We start from the raw sequence: 15097 nt of genomic DNA on the forward strand, positions 1-15097 counted from the left end.
ACGGAGCCTGCTGATATGAACGACAAGGTAACAACCATTTCTCCCATCGACGGGCGCGTCTATGTGGAACGCCCCTTCGCCGACCAGACCGCCATCGCCGAGGCGCTGTACCTCGGCAAGCGGGCACAACAGCATTGGTGCCGGGTGCCCTTGGCCGAGCGGGCAGCCCTGTGCAACCGCGCGGTGGACGCCTTCGTGGCCAACAAGGCGGCGATCGCCGAGGAAATCAGCTGGATGATGGGGCGTCCGATCCGCTACGCCGGTGGCGAAGTCGACGGCCTGGCCGAGCGGGCACGTTACATGATCGGGGTGGCGGAAGAGGCGCTGGCGCCGGTACGCCTGCCGGAGAAGCCCGGTTTCGAGCGTTATATCAAGCGGGAGGCCCTGGGCCTGGTGCTGGTGGTCGCGCCCTGGAACTTCCCCTACCTCACCGCCATCAACGCTGTGATGCCGGCGATCATGGCGGGCAATACGGTGATCCTCAAGCATTCGGCCCAGACCCCGCTGTGCGCCGAACGTCTGCGCGATGCGTTCGACGCGGCGGGTCTGCCCAAGGGGGTGTTCCAGTATCTGCATCTGTCCCATCCCGACACCGGGGCGCTGATCCAGGCTCCCGAGGTGGACTATGTGGCCTTCACCGGCTCGGTGGCGGGCGGTGCCGCGGTCGAGCAGGCGGCGGCGGGACGCTTTATCGGCGTCGGGCTGGAGCTGGGCGGCAAGGACCCGGCCTATGTGCGGGCCGATGCGGATATCGAGCAGGCGGTGGACACCGCCATCGACGGCGCCTTCTTTAACTCGGGCCAGTCCTGTTGCGGCATAGAGCGCATCTATGTGCATGCGGATGTGTATGACAGCTTCGTGGCCAAAGCCGTGGCCCTGGTCAAGGGCTATCGGCTTGGCCGCTCCGACGATCCGGAAACCACCCTGGGACCCCTGGTCCGGGCCGGTGCCGCCGATTTCGTGCGTGGCCAGATAGCCGAGGCGGTCGCCTTGGGCGCCACCGCCCATATCAATCCGGCGGACTTTCCCCTGGACAAGCCCGGGACTCCCTATCTGGCGCCCCAGGTGCTGACCGGGGTCAACCACGGCATGCGGGTGATGACCGAAGAGTCCTTCGGCCCCGTGGTGGGGATCCAGAAGGTGCGGTCCGACGAGGAAGCCATAGCCCTGATGAACGACAGTGACTTCGGCCTGACCGCCGCCATCTTTACCCGGGATGTGGCCACCGGTGTCGCCCTCGGTGAACAGCTGCATACAGGTACCTTCTTTATCAACCGCTGCGACTATCTGGATCCGGCCCTGGCCTGGAGCGGGGTCAAGCAATCCGGACGGGGCTGCACCCTGTCGAAGCTGGGCTATGAAAGCCTGACCCGGCCCAAGTCCTTCCATATTAAACTGCCGAGCTGAGGAGAGACGATGACTACCTATGTCGCCAACTGGAATTACCCCACCCAGGTCAGAGTAGGAGGGGGACGTATCAAGGAACTGGCCGATGCCTGTCGCCAGCTGGGCATGACGGCACCGCTGCTGGTCACGGATCCGGGTCTGGCCGCCCTGCCCATGGTGCCCGCCATCGTCGCAAGCTGTCGGGAGCAGGGGCTGGCGCTGGCGGTGTTTTCCGCCATCAAGGGCAATCCGACCGGAGAAAATGTCGCGGCCGGGGTGGATGCGTTCAGAAACGGCGGCCACGACGGCGTGGTCGCCCTGGGCGGTGGCTCGGCGCTGGATGCGGGCAAGGCGATCGCGCTGATGGTCGGCCAGGACAGGCCCCTGTGGGATTTTGAGGATGTGGGCGATAACTGGTCCAGGGTCAGGGAGGAGGGCATGGCGCCGATCGTCGCCGTGCCCACCACGGCGGGAACCGGCTCGGAAGTCGGCCGGGCCTCGGTAATCACCGACCAGGCCAACCATATCAAGCGCATCATCTTCCATCCCAGGATGCTGCCGGCCATCGTCATCCTGGATCCCGAACTGACGGTCGGGCTGCCGGGCAAGATCACCGCGGCCACCGGCATGGATGCCTTGTCCCATAACCTGGAGGCATTCTGCGCACCCGGCTACCATCCCATGGCGGAAGGCATCGCCCTCGAGGGCATCCGGCTGATCCATACCTATCTGCCCCGTGCGGTGCGCGATGGCAGCGATCTGGAAGCCCGTTGCCAGATGCTGGTCGCTTCCAGCATGGGGGCCACCGCCTTCCAGCGGGGCCTGGGCGCCATGCATGCCCTGGCTCATCCCATGGGGGCCCTGTATGACGCCCATCACGGCCTGCTCAATGCCATCCTGATGCCTTATGTGCTCAAGGCCAATGAGAAGGCCATTACCCCGGCCATCGAGCGGCTGTCCCGTTACCTGGGGCTGGAACACGGGGGCTTCGGCGGCTTCCTGGACTGGGTGCTGACCCTGAGGGCCGAACTGGGCATTCCATCCAGCCTGGGTGAGATCGGTATCGAGCTGGACAGGGCGGCCCAAATCGGCGCCATGGCGGCGGTCGATCCATCGGCCGGCGGCAATCCCATCCCGTTCACCGCCGCACAATATGAGCAACTGTGTCGCAAGGCCATTACCGGCAGCCTGTGATGCCGGTTGAGGAGCGCCGATGAAAATAGGTATTTTACAGTGCGACGACGTACTGGACCAACTGCAGCCCAGGCATGGCAATTATCCGCAGATGATCCGCCAGCTGCTGACCGCGGTGGACAGCAGCCTGGAATTTGCGGTTTATCGAGCCCTGGATAATCAGCTGCCGGACGATCCTTATGCCTGTGATGCCTATATCACCACCGGCAGCCGTCATGGGGTGAACGACGGCCACGGCTGGTGCAACCGGCTGGCCGATTTCGTGGCCCTGCTGTACCGGGAAAAGCGTAAGCTGGTGGGGATCTGCTTCGGCCATCAGCTGATCGCCAAGGCCCTGGGCGGTGAGGTGGTCCAGTCGGATAAGGGCTGGGGCATAGGGGTGTCATTCAACCAGGTCCATAAAACAAAGCCCTGGATGGAACCGTCGTCCCAGGCCCTGGATCTGGTGGTCAGCCATCAGGATCAGATCAGCCGTTTGCCGGCCGAGGCCGAAATCCTGGCCGGCAGCCCCTTCTGCCCCTTCTACATGGTGCAGTACCAGGAGCATTTCCTGAGCATACAGGGTCACCCGGAGTTCAGCCGGCCCTATTCCGCCGATCTGATGGCCACCCGCCTCGAGCGCTTCCCGCCCAACCGTTATCGGGAGGCGCTGGCTTCACTCGGTGCCGAGGTGGATGATCATTTGCTGGCGCGCTGGATACTGGCGTTTATGAAAGCCTGAGGTGCCCCGTTCCATTAGCAAATAAAGAAGGGCTGCATATCGCAGCCCTTCTTATTTCTATGCCGGCGATTTCCTTGCGTCAGTGGAGTCCCTTGGCCTTGGGGGCCAGTTCTTCGTCAAATACGGGCAGGGGCTTATGGCTGGACGCCATAAAGGTGTAGATCACCGGCAGCACGAACAGGGTGAACAGGGTGCCTATGCTCAGCCCGGAAACGATGACGATACCCATGCCGAAGCGGGAAACGGCGCCGGCGCCGACCGCGAACAGCAGCGGGATCAGGCCGGCGACCATGGCGGCCGTGGTCATCAGGATGGCGCGCAGGCGGATGCGTGCCGCCACCCGGATCGACTCGGTGCGGCTGCGGCCGTTATGCAGCTGCTCTTCCTTGGCCACCTCGCACATCAGTATGCCGTGCTTGGTGATGATGCCGACCAGGGTGATCAGGCCCACCTGGGTGTAGATGTTCATGGTCGCCAGGCCCCAGGCCAGGGCCACCAGGGCCCCGGAGATGGCCAGCGGCACCGACACCATGATCACCAGCGGATCGCGCACGCTCTCGAACTGGGACGCCAGCACCAGGAAGATGATGAACAGCGCCAGCAGGAAGGTCATGTACAGGGCATTGCCTTCGGTGACGAACTGGCGGGCCGCGCCCAGGTAGTCGTGGTTGTAGCCGCTGGGCAACTGGGCGGTCACCTCCTGCTCGAGGAAGCCGATGGCGTCACCCATGGACACGCCCGGGGTCAGCACGGCCCCTATGGTGGCCGAGTTCAGCTGGTTGTAGTGGGGCAGGGCGCGGGGCTGGGCTTCCATGGTGATCGACACCAGGTTGGCCAGCGGCACCATGTCGCCGTTGTGGGCGCGCACATAATAATCCTTGATGGAGTCCGGGTTGAGCCGGTTCTCCCGGGCCACCTGGGGGATCACCTCATAGCTGCGGCCGTCCAGGTCGACCCGGTTGACATAGCCGTCGCTCATCATGGTCGACAGGGTGATGGCGATGTCCTGCATGGTCACCCCGTAGGCGCCGGCCTTGTCCCGGTTGACCTCTATCTTCATGGTGCCCGAATCGAAGGCCAGATCCAGCTCGCTGTAGACAAACAGCGGGCTCTGGCTGACCTTGGTCAACACCTCGGCGGCCACTTCATACAGGCTTTCGAAGTTGTTGGGCGTGGTCAGCACATACTGTACCGGCAGGCCGCTGGAGGCGCCGGGCAGCTCGGGAAACTCGAAGGCACTGATGGCCACCGCCGGGATGGCCTGCAGCGGCGGGGTGAGCCGGCCGATGACGTCTTTCTGGGCATCCCGCTGGCTCCAGGGCTTGAGCACCGCCACCGCCAGCCCCTGGTTGGCATTGGGCACGCCGGCGATGGTCAGCGAGGTCGCCAGGGCATCGTCCTGGTTGAGCACCTCCACCGCCTTGCGCATATTGTTCTCGATATAGTCGAGGTTGGCGGTGTTGGGGGCCTTGGCCATCATCAGGAAGGCACCTCGGTCTTCGTTTGGCGCCAGTTCGCTGGGGATAAAGCTGAACAGCACCGGCAGGGTGCCGAACACCAGCACCGCGAAGGCGATCACCACGGGGCGTTTCTGCAGCACCGCGTCCAGCATGCGGGCATAGCCGTCGGTGAGCTTTTCCAGGGTGTTTTCCACCCCCTGTTCAAAGCGGTTGGGATTGTCGTGGGCCTTGAGCAGCTTGGAGCACATCATCGGCGACAGGGTCAGCGCCACTATCCCGGAGATAAACACGGCGCCGGCCAGGGTCAGGGCAAATTCCTTGAACAGCGAGCCGGTGATGCCGCTCATCAGCGCTATGGGCGCATACACGGCGGCCAGGGTGATGGTCATGGTGATCACCGGCAGGGCGATTTCCCGGGTACCCAGGATCGCCGCCCGGTAGGGAGGTTCGCCGGCCTTGATGTGCCGGTCGACGTTTTCCACCACCACGATGGCGTCGTCCACCACCAGGCCGATGGCCAGCACCATGGCCAGCAGGGTCATCAGGTTGATGCTGAAGCCGAACATGCTCATCAGCATGACCACCCCGATCAGCGACAGGGGGATGGTGATGATGGGGATCAGCACGGCACGCAGCGAGCCCAGGAACAGGGTGATCACCACGATAACGATCAGGGAGGCTTCGAGTATGGTCTTGACCACCTCGAAGATGGACTCGTTGATGGCTTCGGTGGCGTCGTACAGCAGCTTCATCTCTATGGTGTCGGGCATGTTGCGTTCGAGGCTCGGCAGCATGGCACGCACATTATCCGCCACATCCAGGGGGTTGGCGGAAGGCGTGGGATCGACGCCGATAACCACCGCCGACTGCCCGTTGGCCAGGGCGCGCACCACGTCGTGGCTTTTCTCCAGCGAGACCTTGGCCACGTCGCGCAGGCGCACCACGGCATCGTCGCGGGTGGCGATCACCAGCGACTCCAGCTCCTCGGTATTCTCGACCTGGGAGTTGATGTCGCTGTTGTAGAGCATGAAATAGCCGGTGGACTGGCCGGCCGCGGCCTGGTAGTTGTTGGTCTGCAGCACCGACAGGATTTCACTGGCGGTCAGCTGATGGGCGGCCATGCGCAGCGGATCCAGCCAGATGCGCAGGGCAAACTTGGCGCCGCCGAACAGGTTGATCTTGGCCACCCCGTCCACCGAATAGAACTGGGGCCGGATCACCCGTTCCAGGTAGTCGGTGATCTGGGAGGCATTGAGCTGCTCGCTGCTGAAGGCGATGTACATGATTGAGGTCGATGAGCCCGTGGTCATCTCCAGGCTGGAATCTTCCGCCTCCTGGGGCAACTGGGAGCGCACCGAGTTGACCCGTGCCAGTATATCCGACAGGGCCGCATTGGGGTCCGTGTTCAGCTTCATCTGCACCGTGATCTGGGAGCTGCCGTTACTGCTGGAGGAGCTCATGAAATCGATGTTGTCCGCCTGGGCGATGGCCTGCTCCAGGGGTTGGGTGATAAAGCCCTGGATCAGGTCGGCACTGGCACCGTAGTAACCGGTGCTGACGGTGACCACCGTATTGGTCATCTCCGGGTATTCACGCACCTGCATCTTCTGTAGGGCCTGCAGCCCCAGCAGCACGATCAGCAGGCTGATGGAAACGGCCAGCACCGGCCGTTTGATAAAGATATCGGTAAAGCGCATCAGATTCTCCGCTTACAGCAGGGGGGCAGACTCGGGGGTGTCCAGGGCGTTGCTTTCCGCCGGGGTGACCCGGCTGCCGTTTGACAGGCGCACCTGACCCGAGGTGACTATCTGTTCACCCGCCTGCAGACCCTTGATAACCCGGGCGACGTCTTTTTCCCGCTCGGCGACTTCCACTACCCTTTGCCGGGCGATCAGCACTGTTTCGCCGTCATCGGCTTGCTGCTCTTCCACCACATAGACGGTCTGACCGTAGAGGGTGAAGTTGATGGCGTGCTGGGGCACCAGCAGCTGATCGGTAAGGGCCGGCAGATTCACATTCAGCTTGGCGAACATGCCCGAGCGCAGCTTGCCGTCCTTATTGGGGATGCTGGCTTGCACCTGCACCACCCCCGACTCCGGATCCACCACCGGCTCGATGGCGGTGATTTCACCCTCGAAGGGGGTATCCGGGTAGGCGTCCACATAGATGTTCAGCGACTGTCCCACCTTGATCTCGGCGATACGGGTCTGGGGGATGGTAAAGCGGATGCGGAAACGGCTGGTGTCTTCCAGCCGGGCGAGATCCGTGCCGGCGGTCAGGTACTGGCCCAGGAAGGCGTTGCGGATACCCATGATGCCGTCGAAGGGCGCGCGTATGGTGCGTCGCTCGATGGTGGCCTGCAGCGAGTCTATCTGGCCCTGCAGCTCGCGGTAGTCGGCCTCGGCTTCATCCACCTGACCCCTGGAGACCGAGCCGCGGCCGTACAGCTCACGCATCCGTTTCAGGTTGGCCTGTACCGAAGGCAGCCGGCCCTGGGCGCTGCGCAGGTTGGCTTTTTCCACGTCCGCATCCAGCTCGACCAGCACCTGCTCTTCGGTAACCTGCTGGCCCGACTCAAAATTAATGGCGCGGATGATCCCGGCCGATTCGTTGCTGACGTTGATGCCCTGGATCGGCTCGATAAAACCGATGGCGGCGATGCTGGGTGACCAGTCCTCGGCCTCTAGCGTCAGGGTGGTGACCGGGAAGCTGGGCACGGGCTGGTTGGCGAAAAACTGCGCCATCATCTTTTGTTTGAACAGATTAAAACCGATTACACTGCCAAAGATAACTATCACTATCAGCAGCATGGACAGGGTCCATTTTTTCATCAGGTAGCTCCCGCAAATTTTTATCGTTTTAGGATGGCATTCCAGCTGGCGTCGATCAGCGATTCATACAAGCCTTCGTGCAGATCGATACAGCCCTTGGTGTGTTTCTGGGTCAACAGCATCAGGTTTTCCAATGCCAGGCTGCCCAGCAGCTCGGCCGGCAGATCCCTGAAGACCCCCTCTTGGCGGCCTTGCTCAAAAAAATCAAAGATAGGTTTGAAGTAACGGTCGTGCAGTTCCTTGTCTTCTTCTTTGCTGAACAGGGGCGAGGCTTCGTATTGCACCCGGTAAAGCAGGGCATCCGGGCTGTCGAGCAGGCAGCGGATGGTATTCAGCCAGAGGGTGCGGAACTGCTCATAGCGGGGGGCGTTGGGGTCGACGTCCCGGATGATACTGGCTCCGACTTCCCGCATCCGCTCTTCATGGACACAACGCAACAGGGCTTCCTTATCGGCAAAGTAGCGATAAATGGTGCCGGTGGCGACGCCGGCCTGGGTAGCCACCAGCTGCATGGACATGCCACGAAAACCATACTGGGCGATAAGGGATTCAGTTGCATCCATAATTCGTGTTTTTTTGTCTTTTTCCATCGTAATCACCCATTAGTGAATGACCGTTCATTCATTTTTTGTGATTGTAGAGAGTCTGACGGCCAAGTCAACCGCCGCCGCCGGAGCAATGGCGGGCCGAACCCGATAAAACGTGCTAAATATAGCCAGCCTGGCGACAAATCCGCCAGCTGACCGCTTTTTATGAAAAAGTGCTGGACAAGGTAGGGGCTGGGTCTTAGTATTCGCGACGTCCAATATCGAGCGCCCGTAGCTCAGCTGGATAGAGCGCTGCCCTCCGGAGGCAGAGGTCACAGGTTCGAATCCTGTCGGGCGCGCCATCTGGTAATGGACGAGAAGTTATTGTGGTGACCGTAGCTCAGTTGGTAGAGTCCCGGATTGTGATTCCGGTTGTCGCGGGTTCGAGCCCCGTCGGTCACCCCAGATTTTGCCCTATGGGTAGGATAAGGCAGTAAAAACGCGAGGGTGGCGGAATTGGTAGACGCGCTAGCTTCAGGTGTTAGTGTCCTATGGACGTGGGGGTTCAAGTCCCCCCCTTCGCACCACTGCTTTATAGGTTAGAGTGCTGCTCTAGCAATGATTTTAAAAGTTTCTCGGCGTTTAGCGCAGCTTGGTAGCGCATCTGGTTTGGGACCAGAGGGTCGCAGGTTCGAATCCTGCAACGCCGACCACTTTCGAAAAAGCCAGCTTAAAATAGCTGGCTTTTTTGTGCCTGCGATTCGGTTGTCTTATGCCAAGTCCGGCAAGGGGCGGAGAGTATCCGCCAGGCTCCAGCACGTCTCGTTTCAGTCAACCGAGTTCTTGGCGGATTAAATGCCTTTCGCCGGCAGTGGCTGGATACGAATTTGGGACTCTCGCAAGTCGGCCATTCTCTTCTCGAAATGATCGATACCATCGCCGTCACTTTGCAGGGTCAGGTGGCCAGGATCCCGGCTGGACTGCAGCTCGGCGGCTTGAGTGGTACCGACGGCAAGCAGGGATAACAAAGCGATGGCGGGCAGTAGTGGGGTACGCATAATTATTCCCTCTCAATATTATTAACTAAGAATTTTGTTACCCGGCTATGTTATTCAAGGCCTACTGCTCTTGAAATCAACAATAGTTGACTAAGATCGTCAGTTATTTTGAAGGAGTCTTACGGTACAGAAAGGCGAACCATCGGGAGCGGCTGTCTTCGGGGTTGTCATTGGGACATGGGCAGGGTGGCGCATTTCCATAAAAACAGGGCCTGCTTTCCCCTTAAGCAGGCCCTGTGTCGTAATGATCTTAACTGGCCGGCTCAGGGCTGGGCGGCGTAGGCCACGATTTCGCAGAGCATTTCTTCCCGGGCCAGGCCGGCGACGATCATCGCCGCCCGGTTGGGGTAGGGGGCTTCAAAGTACTCGGCATAGACCTTGTTGAACACCGGCAGCTGGTCACGGGCGGTGACATAGATCAGCACCTGAGTCACGTCCGCCATGGTCAGGCCGGCCGCCTCCACCGTGTGCTTGAAGTTGTCCATGGTCTGGCGGGCCTGGGCTTCGATGCCGCCATCCACCACCTTGCCTTGCGCATCGATGGGGATCTGGGCGGTATAAAACTGGCCGTTGGCCATCACGGCCCATTCCAGAGGGGCCTTGGAGGCGAAAAGCTCAGTTTTTACGACTGTTTTCATCTGTTTATCCTCTACTGATAGGGTGAAAAAAAGAGCGGCTGACGCCGCTCGAAAATGCTGCAGGGAAACCACCGAACAGCATGCTGTTGCTTAGAGACCCTGCTCTTTTGCCATTTTTTTAATGATTTTCGGTGCCGTCCACAGGGTGGGCAGCAACACCAGGGAAACCGGTACCGCGGTGACCACGATGAAGGACTGCAGGGCTGAGATACCACCCGAGCCGATGGAAATCAGGATGGCGGCTACCACCCCCATCATGATGCCCCAGAATACCCGCACGCCGGTGTGGGGATGGTCGGTGCCGGTCATCACCATAGAGACCGCATAGGTCATGGAGTCGCCGGTGGTGGCGACAAAGATGGTGGTCAGCACCAGGAACAGCACGGAGATGGTAAAGCCCAGCGGCAGTTGTTCGGTGATCGCCAGCAGGGCGGCGGGCAGGTTAAAGCCGGTGAAGGGGCCGGATACGCTGCCGGGGCTGGCCAGCTCAAAGGCCAGGCCGCTGCCACCCATGATGGTGAACCAGAAGCAGGTGATCATGGGCGCTATGATGGAAATCAGCATGATCACCTGACGCACTGTGCGGCCGCGGGAGATACGCGCTACAAACATCGCCATCAAGGGACCATAGCCGAGGAACCAGCCCCAGAAGAATACCGTCCACCAGTCCAGCCAGGCCGGATCGGCGCGGAAGGTCGCCATCGGGATAAAGTTATCCAGATAGGTGCCGAAGGCATGCAGGTAGGCGTCGATAATAAAAGCCGTCGGACCGAACAACAGGATAAACAGCATCAGGAAGGCCGCCAGCAGTACATTGATGTTACTGAGGATCTGAATGCCGCGGGTGACACCGCTGACCGCCGACAGGGTATAGATGGCGATCAGGCCAAGCAGTATGGTGACCTGAGTGCCATAGGTATCGGGGATGCCGAACAGCTTCTCCAGGCCAAAGCTGACCTGCAGGCCCAGGAAGCCGATGGGGCCCACGGTACCGGCGACCACCGCCAGCACGCAGCAGGCGTCGACCAGGGCACCCAGCCAGCCTGTCATGACCTTGTCGCCGAACACCGGATAGAGCAGGGTGCGGGGCTTCAGCGGCAGGCCCTTGTCATAGTGCAGGTGCATGAAGACCACGCCAGTCAGGCTGCCGAGGATGGCCCAGGCCAGGAATCCCCAGTGCATAAAGCTCTGGGCTAGGGCATTGAGGGCCATGCCGGTCTTGTCGGTCTCGCCGGCATACAGGGGCGGCGGCGATATGAAGTGGGCCATGGGCTCGGCGGCGGCCCAGAATACGCCTCCCCCGGCCAGCAGGGTACACATGATGATCGACATCCACTGGAAGGTGGACATCTCGGGCACGCTCAGGCCGCCCAGGCGAACGTTGCCGCCACGGCCCGCGGCCATGATCAGGCCGATCAGGAAGGTCAGCAGCAGTAACACCTGCCAGTAGGCGCCGAACAGCTTGGTCGATACCGCAAAGGCGCTGTTTACCCAGGCGGAGACCAGTTCGATGTCATACAGGGCCAGCACGACGAACAGTAGCAGGGCACCGCCACTGATCAGGAATACCGGAAGATCGAGTCCGGTCAGGAAGGTGGGCTTGGCGTTGATATCCTTATTCATGGCCAGGGTTGCCTCTGTTTTGTTGCTCATGTTCGCCTCCATAATGGAACATCATGCACGGGGGAGCGAGGGCTCCCCATATAATCCTTAACGACTCGCGGTTTGCGGCTGCAATGCATCATCGAGGAAGTTGAGCCAGTTCAGGCCCATGATCTTGGCCACGTCTTCCTGGCTGAATCCCCGGGCCAGCAGGCCCTGGGTCAGGTTTGGAAAGTCGCGGCTGTCCTTGAACCAGGACAATGGCCGGGGCCAGTCGGCATTGGACTTGGAACCTTCGCCGTAGTCCATGGACTTCGACCAGCGACCGTTGCGCATCCACTCCAGCACCGACAGCGGCTGGTTCTGGCACAGGTCGGTGCCGATCCCCAGCCGGTCCACCCCCATCAGGTCGGCGGTACGGGCGATCATGTCGCAGTACTCTTCCAGGGTGCAGTCGGGGCCATTCTTCAGGTGGAAGGGATAGGCGCTGAACCCCAGCAGACCGCCGGATTCGGCCAGCGCCTTGAGTACCGTGTCCGATTTGTTGCGCTTGGCTTCGTGGAAGCTCAGCGGGTTAGCGTGGGAGATGACTATGGGGCGTTCGGAGATCTCGATCGCTTCCAGGGTGCTGCGCTCGGCGCTGTGGCTCATGTCCACCACCATGCCGACCCGGTTCATTTCCTGGATAACCTGGCGGCCGAAGCGGGTCACGCCACTGTCGACCGCTTCGTAGCAACCGCAGGCCAGCAGGCTCTGATTGTTGTAGGTCAGCTGCATGATCATCAGGCTCAGATCTCGCATCACCTCAACCATGCCGATATCATCTTCGATGGGGGAGCAGTTCTGCGCCCCGAACATGACCCCGACCTTGCCTTCGGCCTTGGCGCGGCGGATATCCGCCGCGCTGCGTACCGGCATGATCAGATCGCCGTGTTGCTCGAACTGACGGTTCCATTCGGCAATGCGCATCAGGGTTTCGCGAATTTGCTCATGGTAAACGATGGTGGCGTGCACCATGGTGACCCCGCCCTCGCGCAGCTGTTCGAAGATCTCCCGGTTCCAGTTGGAATACTGGAGCCCGTCGATCACGATCATCTCGTTATGGAGTTCTCTGCTCATTGACCCGTCCCCGTTATGCGCGGATGTAGGTGGTTTTCACAACGGTGTAGAATTCCTTGGCATAAGTACCCTGTTCGCGAGGACCGAAGCTGGAATCTTTACGACCGCCGAAAGGCACGTGGTAATCGGTACCGGCCGTCGGCAGGTTTACCATCACACAGCCGGTCTTGGCGTTGCGTTTGAAGTCGGTGGCATACTTCAGGGATTCGGTGCAGATACCGCCGGTCAGACCGAAGTTGGTGTCATTCAGGGTAGCCAGCGCTTCGGCGTAATCCTTGACCTTGATGACGCAGGCGATCGGCGCGAAGGCTTCTTCCCGGTTGATGGTCATGTCGTTGCTGGTGTCGACAAACAGCGCCGGCTGCATGTAGTAGCCTTCGGTTTCTTCGGTGATCACCTCACCGCCGTAGACCAGCTTGGCGCCTTCGTTCTTGGCCAGCTCCAGGTATTTCAGGTTGGATTCCATCTGGCGGGCATCGGCCACGGCGCCAATGTGCACGCCTTCCTTCAGCGGGTTGCCGACCACCAGTTTCTTCATACGCTCGATCACGGCGGCGACAAAACGGTCGTGGATGCCTTCGGTGACGATCAGGCGGGAAGACGCGGTACATTTCTGACCGGTACCGCCGTAAGCACCGCCCACGGCGCACTCTACCGCGTTGTCCAGATCGGCGTCATCGAGCACGATCAGGGCGTTCTTGCTGCCCATCTCCAGCTGGCACTTGACCAGGTTGCCGGCGGTGGCCGTCGCCACCTTACGGCCGGTTTCCAGCGAGCCGGTGAAGGTCAGGGCATTGATCTGGCGGGAGTTGATCAGCACATCACCGACCTCGGCGCCCGGACCCATCACTAGGTTGAAAGTACCGGCGGGCAGGTTCTGGCGGGAGATGATTTCGGTCAGGGCCCAGGCCGATGCAGGCACCTGGTTGGCCGGTTTCCAGACGATGGCATTACCGAATGCCAGTGCCGGGGCGATTTTCCAGGCGCCGGTCGCGGTCGGGAAGTTCCAGGGGGTGATGATGCCGACCACGCCCACCGGCTCGCGGCGGGTTTCAATTTCGACGCCGGGGCGTACGGAATCGGCGGTTTCGCCCATCTGACGCAGTACTTCGGCGGCGTAGTAATGGAAGAACTGGCCGGAACGATAGGTTTCACCGACACCTTCTGCCAGGGTCTTGCCTTCCTCCCTGGCCAGGATCCGACCCAGTTCGTCCTTGCGGGCGATGAGTTCGTCACCTATGGCCATCAGCACGGCGTAGCGCTGCTCCAGACCGCTCTTGGCCCACTCCAGCTGGCCTTTAACGGCGGCGTCGATGGCATCCTGGGTCTGGGCTGCGTCGGCCTGGGCGTAGTGACCTATCACATCGCTGAGGTCGGCAGGGCTCACGTTGGCAACGGAACCCGGGCCTTCAACCCATTCGCCGGCAATATAGTTACGAAAAACTGAATCAGACATAGTAGACCTCCTTTACCTAGTTGGAATCATCATAGGAGCTGTGCTTTAATAACAAAAATTAATTAATGATATTGCTTGATAAGGAAGACTTATCATGTTGCCGGAATTCAAGATCACTCAACTGCGTCATTTTGTCTGGGTCGCCGAGCTGAAAGGCTTTCATGTCGCGGCGGAAAAGGCGCACCGTACCCAGCCGGCCATCTCGCTGTCGATTCGCGATCTGGAAAACAAGCTGGGCGAGGCGTTGTTCGAGAAACGCAACAGCCGCACCGCCAAGACCGAGTTGACACCATTTGGCAAGCATTTCCTGCCCAGGGCCAAGGAGCTGATCGCCCATCACGATCGTATCGCCGAAGATATGACGCTGCTGGCCGAGCACAAGACTGGCCACCTGCGGCTGGCCTCGGTCCCTTCCATCGCCAGTCGTTTTTTGCCGGAGTTGTTGCTGAACTTTATCGGCGACAGTGAACTGCACGTCAGCGTGTTTGACGACAATTCCAGTGCCGTGCTGCAGATGGTGGAAAACCAGCAAGTGGATTTTGGTATCGCCGGCCTGTTCGATGAACAGGAACAGAGTGAAAAACACTTTATCCCGGTCTGGGAAGACCATATCGGGGTGGTCTGCCCCCACCAGCATCCGCTGGCCGCAAGCAGCGGATTGCACTGGCAGGAGCTGAGGCCCTACCGGTTGATCCGCAACGGTACCTCGCGACTGCTGGAAGACAGCGAGGCGCAACCTTTGCTGGCGAATTCCCAGTACTACATCTCCAATATGATCTCGCTGATCGCCATGCTGGAAGCGGGGTTCGGCATCACCACCCTGCCCTGGTACGCCTTTCCGACAGACAACACCAAGCTGGCATTTATTCCCTTGCATACCCCCCTGGTGCGCCGGCGTATCGGCATCGTGACCCTCAGCAATAAATCGCTAACCCCGCCGGCCCAGGCCCTGGTCGATTTTATCCTGGCCAGCCGGCCAAGCTGACCAGGATGGTTGCCGGTTCCCCTCCGGCCAGTTGCTGTTTTCGACAACCCGCTCGATTACTTCCGTCCTTTGTAAACGAAATGAGTGTGTTTCGGTCAAGCCGGATGGCCTCCAATATCA

12 protein-coding genes and 4 tRNA genes are annotated in these 15097 nt (G+C 60.5%); 8 read left to right on the forward strand and 8 right to left on the reverse strand.

Annotation, left to right across the window (positions count from 1 at the left end; genetic code table 11):
* Window positions 1–15 precede the first annotated feature (15 nt).
* Genes ABD806_RS11980 through ABD806_RS11990 form a run of 3 tightly spaced genes read left to right on the forward strand, consistent with a single transcriptional unit; the run spans window position 16 to window position 3301 of the window.
* Window positions 16–1407, forward strand: coding sequence for an aldehyde dehydrogenase family protein (locus ABD806_RS11980; RefSeq protein WP_344958265.1), 1392 nt, complete (start codon window positions 16–18; stop codon window positions 1405–1407).
* Window positions 1408–1416: 9 nt separating this feature from the next.
* Entirely contained in the window at window positions 1417–2580 is a 1164-nt protein-coding gene (locus ABD806_RS11985) for an iron-containing alcohol dehydrogenase (protein ID WP_344958267.1), read from the forward strand.
* Between the two features lie 19 nt (window positions 2581–2599).
* Entirely contained in the window at window positions 2600–3301 is a 702-nt protein-coding gene (locus ABD806_RS11990; RefSeq protein WP_344958269.1) for a glutamine amidotransferase-related protein, read from the forward strand.
* Between the two features lie 79 nt (window positions 3302–3380).
* Here the strand turns inward: ABD806_RS11990 and ABD806_RS11995 are convergent, their stop codons facing one another.
* Genes ABD806_RS11995 through ABD806_RS12005 form a run of 3 tightly spaced genes read right to left on the reverse strand, consistent with a single transcriptional unit; the run spans window position 3381 to window position 8182 of the window.
* On the reverse strand, window positions 3381–6458 hold the full coding sequence (locus ABD806_RS11995) for a multidrug efflux RND transporter permease subunit (protein ID WP_344958271.1): 3078 nt from the start codon (window positions 6456–6458) through the stop codon (window positions 3381–3383).
* Between the two features lie 12 nt (window positions 6459–6470).
* Window positions 6471–7592: an efflux RND transporter periplasmic adaptor subunit gene (locus ABD806_RS12000; protein WP_344958273.1), complete on the reverse strand. Its 1122-nt coding sequence runs from the start codon at window positions 7590–7592 to the stop codon at window positions 6471–6473.
* Window positions 7593–7612: 20 nt separating this feature from the next.
* Window positions 7613–8182 carry a TetR/AcrR family transcriptional regulator gene (locus tag ABD806_RS12005; protein ID WP_344958275.1) on the reverse strand — a complete coding sequence of 190 codons (570 nt, stop codon included), beginning with the start codon at window positions 8180–8182 and terminating at the stop codon, window positions 7613–7615.
* 222 nt (window positions 8183–8404) lie between these two features.
* Between ABD806_RS12005 and ABD806_RS12010 the strand changes: the two genes are divergently transcribed.
* The 4 genes from ABD806_RS12010 (at window position 8405) to ABD806_RS12025 (ending at window position 8832) form a co-directional block, all read left to right on the forward strand.
* Window positions 8405–8481 (forward strand) — tRNA-Arg (locus ABD806_RS12010).
* Between the two features lie 27 nt (window positions 8482–8508).
* Window positions 8509–8584, forward strand: a tRNA-His gene (locus ABD806_RS12015).
* A 36-nt stretch (window positions 8585–8620) separates the two neighbouring features.
* Window positions 8621–8706 (forward strand) — tRNA-Leu (locus ABD806_RS12020).
* Window positions 8707–8755: 49 nt separating this feature from the next.
* Window positions 8756–8832, forward strand: a tRNA-Pro gene (locus ABD806_RS12025).
* Between the two features lie 138 nt (window positions 8833–8970).
* On the opposite strand, the gene ABD806_RS12030 is transcribed toward ABD806_RS12025, so the two are convergent.
* From ABD806_RS12030 to ABD806_RS12050, 5 genes are all read right to left on the reverse strand, one after another.
* Entirely contained in the window at window positions 8971–9177 is a 207-nt protein-coding gene (locus ABD806_RS12030; protein WP_344958277.1) for a hypothetical protein, read from the reverse strand.
* A gap of 263 nt (window positions 9178–9440) precedes the next feature.
* Window positions 9441–9815: a RidA family protein gene (locus ABD806_RS12035; protein WP_344958279.1), complete on the reverse strand. Its 375-nt coding sequence runs from the start codon at window positions 9813–9815 to the stop codon at window positions 9441–9443.
* A 90-nt stretch (window positions 9816–9905) separates the two neighbouring features.
* Window positions 9906–11468, reverse strand: coding sequence for a BCCT family transporter (locus tag ABD806_RS12040; RefSeq protein WP_344958281.1), 1563 nt, complete (start codon window positions 11466–11468; stop codon window positions 9906–9908).
* Between the two features lie 57 nt (window positions 11469–11525).
* On the reverse strand, window positions 11526–12536 hold the full coding sequence (locus ABD806_RS12045) for a dipeptidase (protein WP_344958284.1): 1011 nt from the start codon (window positions 12534–12536) through the stop codon (window positions 11526–11528).
* 13 nt (window positions 12537–12549) lie between these two features.
* Window positions 12550–13992, reverse strand: coding sequence for an aldehyde dehydrogenase family protein (locus ABD806_RS12050; protein ID WP_344958286.1), 1443 nt, complete (start codon window positions 13990–13992; stop codon window positions 12550–12552).
* Between the two features lie 94 nt (window positions 13993–14086).
* On the opposite strand from ABD806_RS12050, the gene ABD806_RS12055 reads away from it, so the two are divergent.
* On the forward strand, window positions 14087–14977 hold the full coding sequence (locus ABD806_RS12055) for a LysR family transcriptional regulator (protein WP_344958288.1): 891 nt from the start codon (window positions 14087–14089) through the stop codon (window positions 14975–14977).
* The last annotated feature ends 120 nt before the right edge of the window (window positions 14978–15097 follow it).

The sequence above is a fragment of the Zobellella aerophila genome (assembly GCF_039539325.1).
Classification (GTDB): domain Bacteria; phylum Pseudomonadota; class Gammaproteobacteria; order Enterobacterales; family Aeromonadaceae; genus Oceanimonas; species Oceanimonas aerophila.

Coding starts and splice junctions, on each gene's coding strand:
- ABD806_RS11980 (WP_344958265.1), top strand. CDS start 16: ATGAACGACAAGGTAACAACCATTTCTCCCATCGACGGGCGCGTCTAT.
- ABD806_RS11985 (WP_344958267.1), top strand. CDS start 1,417: ATGACTACCTATGTCGCCAACTGGAATTACCCCACCCAGGTCAGAGTA.
- ABD806_RS11990 (WP_344958269.1), top strand. CDS start 2,600: ATGAAAATAGGTATTTTACAGTGCGACGACGTACTGGACCAACTGCAG.
- ABD806_RS11995 (WP_344958271.1), bottom strand. CDS start 6,458: ATGCGCTTTACCGATATCTTTATCAAACGGCCGGTGCTGGCCGTTTCC.
- ABD806_RS12000 (WP_344958273.1), bottom strand. CDS start 7,592: ATGAAAAAATGGACCCTGTCCATGCTGCTGATAGTGATAGTTATCTTT.
- ABD806_RS12005 (WP_344958275.1), bottom strand. CDS start 8,182: ATGGAAAAAGACAAAAAAACACGAATTATGGATGCAACTGAATCCCTT.
- ABD806_RS12030 (WP_344958277.1), bottom strand. CDS start 9,177: ATGCGTACCCCACTACTGCCCGCCATCGCTTTGTTATCCCTGCTTGCC.
- ABD806_RS12035 (WP_344958279.1), bottom strand. CDS start 9,815: ATGAAAACAGTCGTAAAAACTGAGCTTTTCGCCTCCAAGGCCCCTCTG.
- ABD806_RS12040 (WP_344958281.1), bottom strand. CDS start 11,468: ATGAGCAACAAAACAGAGGCAACCCTGGCCATGAATAAGGATATCAAC.
- ABD806_RS12045 (WP_344958284.1), bottom strand. CDS start 12,536: ATGAGCAGAGAACTCCATAACGAGATGATCGTGATCGACGGGCTCCAG.
- ABD806_RS12050 (WP_344958286.1), bottom strand. CDS start 13,992: ATGTCTGATTCAGTTTTTCGTAACTATATTGCCGGCGAATGGGTTGAA.
- ABD806_RS12055 (WP_344958288.1), top strand. CDS start 14,087: ATGTTGCCGGAATTCAAGATCACTCAACTGCGTCATTTTGTCTGGGTC.